Source organism: Bradyrhizobium ingae, assembly GCF_055791185.1.
Map to the genome: position 1 here is coordinate 308750 of NZ_JBVUBB010000007.1, position 8529 is coordinate 317278.

The 8529-nt window shown below is 64.6% G+C and carries 10 protein-coding genes, 1 tRNA gene and 1 pseudogene; 8 read left to right on the forward strand and 4 right to left on the reverse strand.

Going from position 1 to position 8529, the window contains the following annotated elements; all coding sequences use genetic code 11:
- Nucleotides 1-171: 171 nt before the first annotated feature.
- From ACV1FX_RS14215 to ACV1FX_RS14225, 3 genes are all read right to left on the reverse strand, one after another.
- Nucleotides 172-393 carry a hypothetical protein gene (locus tag ACV1FX_RS14215; RefSeq protein WP_473118178.1) on the reverse strand — a complete coding sequence of 74 codons (222 nt, stop codon included), beginning with the start codon at nt 391-393 and terminating at the stop codon, nt 172-174.
- Nucleotides 394-534: 141 nt separating this feature from the next.
- Nucleotides 535-1731 (reverse strand): MFS transporter, encoded by a 1197-nt coding sequence (locus tag ACV1FX_RS14220; RefSeq protein ID WP_473118179.1) that lies wholly within the window; start codon nt 1729-1731, stop codon nt 535-537.
- Between the two features lie 49 nt (nt 1732-1780).
- Nucleotides 1781-2380, reverse strand: coding sequence for a TetR/AcrR family transcriptional regulator (locus ACV1FX_RS14225; RefSeq protein ID WP_473118180.1), 600 nt, complete (start codon nt 2378-2380; stop codon nt 1781-1783).
- Between the two features lie 441 nt (nt 2381-2821).
- Here ACV1FX_RS14225 and ACV1FX_RS14230 point away from each other — a divergent pair, with 441 nt between their 5' ends.
- From ACV1FX_RS14230 to ACV1FX_RS14240, 3 genes are all read left to right on the forward strand, one after another.
- Nucleotides 2822-3133, forward strand: a complete 312-nt coding sequence (locus ACV1FX_RS14230; RefSeq protein WP_473118181.1) for a hypothetical protein — start codon at nt 2822-2824, stop codon at nt 3131-3133.
- A gap of 160 nt (nt 3134-3293) precedes the next feature.
- Nucleotides 3294-3605 carry a hypothetical protein gene (locus ACV1FX_RS14235; RefSeq protein WP_473118182.1) on the forward strand — a complete coding sequence of 104 codons (312 nt, stop codon included), beginning with the start codon at nt 3294-3296 and terminating at the stop codon, nt 3603-3605.
- 165 nt (nt 3606-3770) lie between these two features.
- Nucleotides 3771-4109, forward strand: a complete 339-nt coding sequence (locus tag ACV1FX_RS14240) for an anion permease (protein ID WP_473118199.1) — start codon at nt 3771-3773, stop codon at nt 4107-4109.
- A gap of 204 nt (nt 4110-4313) precedes the next feature.
- Here the strand turns inward: ACV1FX_RS14240 and ACV1FX_RS14245 are convergent.
- Nucleotides 4314-4390 (reverse strand) — tRNA-Pro (locus ACV1FX_RS14245).
- A 68-nt stretch (nt 4391-4458) separates the two neighbouring features.
- Here ACV1FX_RS14245 and ACV1FX_RS14250 point away from each other — a divergent pair.
- The 5 genes and pseudogenes from ACV1FX_RS14250 to ACV1FX_RS14270 all read left to right on the forward strand — a co-directional run.
- The gene (locus tag ACV1FX_RS14250) at nt 4459-5448 is read left to right on the forward strand and encodes an L-threonylcarbamoyladenylate synthase (protein WP_473118183.1); all 990 of its coding nucleotides are present in this window, start codon (nt 4459-4461) and stop codon (nt 5446-5448) included.
- A gap of 82 nt (nt 5449-5530) precedes the next feature.
- On the forward strand, nt 5531-6958 hold the full coding sequence (locus ACV1FX_RS14255; protein WP_473118200.1) for an FAD-binding oxidoreductase: 1428 nt from the start codon (nt 5531-5533) through the stop codon (nt 6956-6958).
- Nucleotides 6955-7410 (forward strand): GNAT family acetyltransferase, encoded by a 456-nt coding sequence (locus tag ACV1FX_RS14260; RefSeq protein ID WP_473118184.1) that lies wholly within the window; start codon nt 6955-6957, stop codon nt 7408-7410. Before ACV1FX_RS14255 ends, ACV1FX_RS14260 begins: the two co-directional genes overlap by 4 nt.
- Before the next feature lie 8 nt (nt 7411-7418).
- Complete coding sequence (locus ACV1FX_RS14265) at nt 7419-8000, forward strand: NUDIX domain-containing protein (RefSeq protein WP_473118185.1); 582 nt, start codon at nt 7419-7421, stop codon at nt 7998-8000.
- A 306-nt stretch (nt 8001-8306) separates the two neighbouring features.
- Nucleotides 8307-8529, forward strand: a pseudogene (locus ACV1FX_RS14270) (glycine reductase); the annotation flags it as partial.

The following is an 8529-nucleotide window of genomic DNA, read 5'->3' on the forward strand; positions in this document are numbered from 1 at the left end:
GCGGACACGGCTGAGGTTCCAATCAAGCTAGCACACCTGTTCAGGGCCTGCGATAGATGTGCACTGCGGAAAGGAGTTCTACGGGGCCTTGGTAACTCTCACCGCCAGCCTGCGCGATACTGTAAGAAAGGTCGAAAACAACCCCATGCAAAGCAGAAATGGGGCTTGGCTTCACGCCGCCATCAGTTCCATGCGGGCTTCGGCAACCCCGGACCACGCGCGGTCGCCGCCGGCAAAATAGGCCTCGAGTTCCGCCAATGCGCGGGATTCCCACTCGCTGGCCTGCTCCAGCAGAGACCAGCTCTGACGCGGCCGGAACGCGGCCGTCTGGCGGTGCAGTGACGCGATCGCCCGATACCGCCGCACATTCTCCAGGATGGCTTGACCGTCCATGTCCAAAACTCCCCAATTCCCGTTCTCGGGGCCAAAGTTGCTTCAGAACCTTTTTCGATTCGTTAGCGGCGGACAGAGAGACGGCGGATAGTTTCCGAATCCTTGCCCACGCCGCCAAACGCTTCGCTCCAAGTGAGTGCCTCACTCGAAGGCAGCATAGATCAACGCGGCGGCCGGCAGCGCAAAGCCTATCCAGGACGCAAGCATCCAGCCGCCATGCGCAAAGGCAAAGCCGCCGAGCGCGGAGCCCACGGCACCGGCCGCGAAGAACGTCGCCATGTAGAGTCCGTTGAGACGGCTGCGGTGCTCCGGGCCGAGCGCAAAGATCGCGCGGAAGCCGAGGACGACATTGCCCTGCACGCCGAAATCGATCGCGACCGCCGCAACGACGAGGCATGCGAGATTCAGCATGGAGCCGCCGGCGCCGATATGCATGATCAGGAAGGCCGACGCGACCAGCAGCATTGCACCGAGAGTGGCGACACGGCTAAATCCCCGATCGGCAAGACGTCCCGCGATCGGCGCGGCCACGGCACCGGCGACACCCGCGAGCGCGAACAGCGCGATGCCGCGCTGGGACAGGCCGAACGCAGGCCCCGCCAGCAGAAGCGGCGTCACGGTCCAGAACAGGCTGAACGCTGCGAACAGAAAGGCTTGATAGAGCGCGCGGCGCTTCAGGACCGGCGTCGTGCGGGCCAGATGCGGCATCGATCGCAGGAGGTCGAGATAATGTAGCCGCTCGACCGGGATGCGCTTCGGCAGCGCCCGCCAGAGCACAGCAGCGAGCGCGACCATCAGCGCAGCCGAGCAGAAGAAGACGGCATGCCATGAGGCGATCGCCGTCAGGAAGCTCGCAACCGGTCGCGCCAGCATGATGCCGAGCATCAGGCCGGTCGAGACGTTGCCGACGACGCGTCCGCGCGTTGCGGCGGGTGCAAGATGCGCGGCAAAGGGAATGATGATCTGGACCGCGACCGAGCCGATCCCGATGAAGAGGGCGGCAAAGAGAAACGGCAAGGCCTGTGTCGCGCAGGCCGCGGCGAGCAACGCGGCGGCACCAAGACCGATCACGGAGCAGATCAGCGTACGGTTTTCGATGAGATCGCCGAGCGGCACGATCAGCAGGAGCCCGACGCCATAGCCGATCTGGGTCATGGTGACGATCAGGCCCGCGGCGTCATGCGAGAGGCCTAGTGCCGCGCTGATCGGCCCGATCAGCGGCTGCGCATAATAGATGTTCGCCGCGACCATGCCGCAGGCGGCGGCAAGCAGGACGGTCAGGGCTTGCGAAACCGAGCCCTCGTCCGGCGCGGCTTCGATCGTGGCGTTCATCGTCATCACGTACTCCGTTGATAGGAAACGATCGTTTCCTAATTAGATAAAAAAATCAGGCGACCAGCTTCATCGCGACCTCGACCAGACGCTCGCCGTCGAGCGGCAGTCGCGCCTTGCCGACGACGCGCAGCCCCTGCGTCATGCAGATCATCAGGCGCGCGGTATCGTCGGCATCGACATGGCGAGGGACCGAGCCGTCGGCCTGTCCTTCGCGAATGAGGCCGGCGAGGAAACCTTCATTGGTTTTGAGCCGGGCCGCGACCCACGCCGCAATCTCCGGATCGACGGCAGCCAGTTCGACGGCAGTGCCGACCACGAGGCAGCCGCGACGTCCTTCGACGCCCTGGGAAGCCTCGACGTAGGAAAGCAGCACGTTGCGCAGGCGGTCGCGTCCGCTTGTGCCCCGCGCGGCAGCACGCCGAACTTCGTCCTGGCGCCGCGCCGTGTAGCGCTCGAGCGCGGCGAGGAACACGGCATGCTTGTCTCGGAACGCCTTGTAGATGCTGCCTGTCGCAAGCTCCATTGCCGCGGTCAGATCCCCGATCGACGTGGCATGGTAACCGCGCTCGCAAAACACGCGCACCGCCTTGTCGAGCGCCACGTCCAGGTCGAACTCGCGCGGCCGGCCCGGCGGACGGGAGGTGGGCTGCAATTCTCGTGCGCTCTTTCGCATTCGCACACATTAGAGAACAATCGTTTCCAAATCAAGCAGCTCTTGATCGTTTGCTACCCTGACCGCCATTCGCAGCGCTCGGACCAGAATTGTCGCAGAGCCTCGATCAACATCCGGGATCTCGTTAGAGCGGAAACCGTGCTGCTCGAAAGCATCGTCGTCGAGCTCGCCTGATCATGATCGCTGAGCCCCATGACCAGCGATGACCCACGCCACACCGCGGCACCATTACGACTGCCGTAAGGAACCAACCGGCCTCGTCACGATTTCCCCCGAAAGAAGAGGAGAGGAACATGGCCAGACACCTGACACGCGCCCGCCTCGCGCGCGGCGTCGCCGGCGCGGTTTCGACGCTGGTTCTCTGCGCGACCGCCGTCTTCACGATCGCCCGTCACTTCGCTGCGTGAGGGAGAATTTCGCATGACCTCCGATCCGGAAGAGGCGGTTCGCTTACAAGGCTATGGCGAGATGACGCTGCGCACCGCGCTCGCCACGCTGATGGCATTGCCTGCGCGCGACCGTTCGGAAGCCGCCATCTACCGTGTCCGTGACGCTTCAAAGCTCACGCCACGCGAGATCGGCGTGCTTGCATCGGAATGGGGAATTTGGCCGACGGGCGAGACCGGCACGGACCAGCACTGGCCGGACATCGTCCGCGGCATGGTGCGCGAGGCGCCGCTGCCGTCATTGCTGGTGGCCTTTCTGCTCGGCGTGCTAGTGGCGCGCAGATGATGCTGCGCGTACTCGCCATGGCGCGCTCATGTGAGGGGGGTCACGGTGTTCCATGAAACCCGACGAAACCCAATTGCTCGCGAAATCGCGACCGTCGGTTAAGGAACGGCCATTAGCGGGAGGGATTGGTCCCCTGTCAAACCGAGACATGGAGACAACCATGACACGTATGAAACTTGTGAGCGCGGCCGCAGTGATGGCCACGATTTTGCCGCTCGCGACTGCAAGCCCAAGCCTGGCCGCGGGACGCGGTCCGGGCTGGTGTACTCCCTCGAGTGAAAACGCCGTCGGCGCGGCCGGCCCTGCGCTGAGCGGCGGCCAGTTGATGGCCGGCGTCGGCCAGTGTCGTCGCCTTGGAAGCTGGCACCACACCAACGCTTACGGCTATTGGGGCCCGGACTCGGGATATGGCGGCTATGGATATAGCGAGCCTGGCTGGGGCGCACCGGCGTACGTACCGGATGACTACTGACGCCTCGGCTCTGTGATAAGGCCACAGCGGCGCGGTCGACCTCGGCCGCGCCGTTTGCGTTTTTTTAATGAACAGAACCAGAGTGAGGAATTCAGGTGCTCGCGTGCGCCTTGATCAGCGAGACCTCACCGACCGAAGCATAGAAGACTCGGCGATGCCACGCACATATGCGGCCCTGCCCGCTCAAATCCGCCGTGGAGCCGTTTTCAAAATTTCTTCGTCGCGAGCGCCAATGCAGTCGGAGCCATCTACACTGCTCTGGCCGCGAATCTGGTGGAGGCTACGGGCCTGCCACTGATGACGGTGCTGATGATTCAGGTAATCGGCTTCTCGACTGTTGCGTTTGCTTATCAGGCGCCGCCGATCATGGTCACAGTCGGATTGGGCAATATCAGTCCGTCACAGGTCGCGCGGTTAGGAATCCCCTTGGCGATCCTGACTCTCCTTGTTTTAGTGCCCGTAGACTATGCATGGTGGTGGCTGCTCGGATTGTTTCCCATGTGACTACCGCGAGCACCGACCGAGATTGAGATAGGGGGCAAGTCATCAGGAAGTCGAAATCCCGGTCCCCAGCCATGCCGCGCGCATAGCCCGCTCTGCCGGGCCAAATCCCCCGTGGACCGGCCTTCAAAATCCGTGCAAAAAGGTCCCGCTGGGCGGGGCGATATTTCGCCCAACCCTCTGCAAAACGTCAACTTTTGGAAAGAATGGTCGGAGTGGTAGGATTCGAACCTACGACCCCTGCGTCCCGAACGCAGTGCTCTACCGGGCTGAGCCACACTCCGACAAGAAGGCGGCTTATAGCGTCGGGTTTGGCACACCGCAAGCGGCCGATTTGAGGAATTTTGTCCCAGTGAAAACGGGCCTGACCACCGAGATTCTGCCGGCCGGACCGGCCGCCACGGATGCCGCCGCACGGGCGCTTGCGGCCGGCCTGCTCGTCGCGTTCCCGACCGAGACTGTGTACGGGCTAGGCGCGGATGCCGCCAACGCGACCGCGATCGCCCATCTCTATGCCGCCAAGGGCCGCCCCGCCTTCAATCCGCTGATCGCTCATGTCGCCGATCTCGCGGCGGCGCAGCGCATCGGGCGATTCGATCCGCAGGCGATCAGGCTCGCGCAAGCCTTCTGGCCGGGGCCGCTGACGCTGGTGGTGCCGAAGACGGATGACTGCCCGGTCGCGGATCTCGCGACCGCCGGGCTCGATACGGTCGCGATCCGGATTCCCGCCCACCCGGTCGCGCAGGCGATCCTGCATGCCTTCGGCGGCGCGGTGGTGGCGCCGTCGGCGAACATCTCCGGCCATGTCTCGCCGACGCTGGCGGCGCATGTGGAAAGCGATCTCGCGGGGCGGATCGACCTGATCGTCGACGGCGGCCCGGTCGAGGTCGGCGTCGAATCGACGATTGTCGGCTGCTTCGAGGCGCCGATGCTGCTTCGCCCCGGCGGATTGTCGCGCGAGAAGATCGAGGCCGTGCTCGGCGTGCCGCTGGCGCGGCCGCCGCAAGATGCCGAGAGCAACGACAGCCAGCCGCTCGCACCCGGCATGCTCGCCTCGCATTACGCGCCGCGCGCCATCGTGCGGCTCAACGCGCGCGACGTCGCGCCAGGCGAAGCGCTGCTCGCCCTCGGACCGGCCGTGCTGCCGGGTGTCGAACAGGCAGCAAGTGTCATGAATTTGTCAGTGAGCGGTGACCTCGATGAAGCCGCCGCCAATTTGTTCGGCTATCTTCGCGCCCTCGACGCGAAGACCCCGCGCGCCATCGCGGTGATGGCGGTGCCCGGGGAAGGGCTCGGTGAAGCGATCAACGACCGGCTGCGGCGCGCAGCGGTGGCGCGGTAGCGCATGATCCGGACAAGTGTGTAGCGGTTTTCCGATAGGATCACGCGCAATAGAATAGATTGCGGTGAAGAAAGAAGAAGAGATGAACGTCACGACGTCTGCCATCCCTCCCCTTGCGCCCGAGCTGATCGAGAAATTCCGCAAGATCGTCGGCGCCAAATATGCCGTGACCGATCCGACCGACATCGAGCCTTACGTCACCGAGGACCGCGACCTGTTCCACGGCCGCACGCCGCTGGTGCTGCGTCCGGGCTCGACCGCGGAAGTCTCCGCGATCTGCAAGCTCGCCTCCGAGCACAAAATCGCATTGGTGCCGCAGGGCGGCAACACGGGCCTCGTCGGCGGCCAGACGCCACTCAATGGCGAGGTGGTGGTGTCGCTGCGACGCCTCGACAGGATCCGCGAAGTCGATGCCGCCTCCAACACCATGACGTGTGAAGCCGGCGTGGTGCTGCAAATCGCCCAGCAGAAGGCGGCCGAGGTCGATCGCCTGTTCCCGCTATCGCTCGGCGCGGAGGGGAGCTGCACGATCGGCGGCAATCTCTCGACCAATGCCGGCGGCACCGCTGCGCTCGCCTACGGCGTCGCGCGCGAGATGGCGCTGGGGCTCGAGGTCGTGCTCGCCGACGGGCGCGTGCTCAACGCGCTGTCGAAGCTGAAAAAGGACAACACCGGCTACAACCTGCACAACCTCTTCATCGGCGCCGAAGGCACGCTCGGCATCATCACCGCTGCGACGTTGAAGCTGTTTCCGAAGCCGCGGGCGATCGAGACCGCATTCGTCGGGCTGAAGTCCCCGGCGGAGGCGCTCAAGCTGTTGACCATCGCCCAGGGCGAGGCGTCGACCGCGCTGACGAGCTTTGAGCTCCTGGCGGCAATGGCGGTCGACTTCTCGATCCGCCACGGCATCGACGTGCGCGATCCGCTGCAAGAGAAGCATCCCTGGTACGTGCTGATAGAATTGTCCTCGCCGCGCGACGACGCGCGTGCCACGCTCGAAGGGATCCTCACTCGCGCGCTGGAGAAGGAAATCGTCGACGACGCCGTGATCGCGGCGAACCTGACGCAGCGGTCCGACTTCTGGAAGCTGCGCGACGAGATGTCTGCGGCGCAGAAGCCCGAGGGCGGCTCGATCAAGCACGACATCTCCGTTCCCGTCGCCGCGGTGCCCGTCTTCATCGCGGAGGCCGATGCCGCAGTGGTCAAGCTGATCCCGGGCGCGCGGCCGGTGCCGTTCGGCCATCTCGGCGACGGCAATCTGCATTACAATGTCAGCCAGCCGGTCGGCGCCGAGACTGCCGAGTTCCTCGCACGCTGGCACGATGTGAACGCAGTCGTGTTCGAGATCGTGCTGCGCATGGGCGGCTCGATCTCGGCAGAGCACGGCATCGGCGTGCTCAAGCGCGACGAACTGCCCGACGTGAAGGACAAGACGGCGATCGAGCTGATGCGCCAGGTCAAGGCGATGCTCGACCCCCTCGGAATCATGAACCCCGGTAAGGTGCTGTGAACGTATCCGTCTTCTCGTCTCCGCTCGCGATCGATCAGATCGCGGATGCCGATGTCGAGACCGTCGTCGCGTTGTGGCAGCGCTGCGGCCTGACACGGCCCTGGAACGATCCGCATGCCGACATCGCGCTGGCCCGGCGCCGCGACAATTCCACGGTGCTGATCGGCCGCGAAGCGGGAGCGATCGTCGCAACCGCCATGGTCGGCCATGACGGCCATCGCGGCTGGGTCTATTACGTCGCGGTCGATCCCGACTGCCGCAAGCGCGGCCATGGCCGCACCGTCATGGCTGCCACTGAAGACTGGCTGCGCGCGGCGGGTATCCAGAAACTTCAGCTCCTGGTCCGCCGCGAGAACAAGCAGGCCGGCGCGTTCTACCAGTCGCTGGGCTTCGCCGAATCGACCTCGGTCATGTTCGCCAAATGGCTCGACGGCCGCGATCCAACTCCTTAGAGGCCCGCATGTCCGTTTCCGATCGCGTCCGCGTCAAAGATGTCCGCCTGCTCTCGGACAAGAAGTACATTCTCAAAGCGACGACCTTCGAGTGGCGCCGCAATGATGGGCAATGGCAGACGCAGACCCGCGAGGTCTATGACCGCGGCAACGGCGCAGCGTTGTTGCCCTACAACCGCAAGCGGCGCACCGTCGTGCTGGTGCGGCAGTTCCGCTATCCCGCCTTCGTCAACGGCTATGACGACCTCCTGATCGAAGCCGCCGCCGGCATGCTCGACGACGCCGATCCCGAAGCGCGCATCCGTAGCGAGGCCGAGGAAGAGATCGGCTATCGCCTGCACGACGTCCACAAGGTATTCGACGCCTTCATGACCCCCGGCGCGGTGACGGAGAAGCTGCACTTCTTCGTCGCGGAATACGAGCCGGAGATGCGGATCAGCGACGGCGGCGGCCTCGTCGACGAGGGCGAGGAGATCGAGGTGCTGGAGCTGTCGATCGACGAAGCGCTGGCGATGATCGCGGATGGGCGTATCGTAGATGCGAAGACGATCATGCTGCTGCAATATGCGGCGCTGCATGTGTTTCGGTAACGCTTGCGAGCTTCCATCCGTTCTCCCCTTGCGGGAGAAGGTGGCGCGAAGCGCCGGATGAGGGGTCTCTATCCGCGCGCTCCGTCGTTGAGAGTTTCACACACCGAGAGAGACCCCTCACCCGTCTCGCCGCTGCGCGGCGAGCCACCCTCTCCCGCAAGGGGAGAGGGCAAGGGCGGCGCAATTCGCTCCAGCGCCCCTGCAATTCAGACCTGCATCGCCCTCGCCCCCCGTTGAGCAAACCGCCAACTATCTCTACTCTGTCCGCAACGAGAACGAGAGGAGACGCGCCCGATGTCGACTTCCATGTCAGCGCCGCGCGACGACGAATTCGGCTTTGCGCCCGACTATGACGCTCCCATTCCCTATATGCAGCGGACCCGCGATTACTACGCGGCCATCGGCTACACTACGCCGTATCGCTGGGCGCATTACATCGACGCGCCGTTCCAGCCGCTGAAGAAACCGCTGGCGCAATCGCGCGTCACGATCATCACGACGGCCGCGCCCTACGATCCGGCCAAGGGCG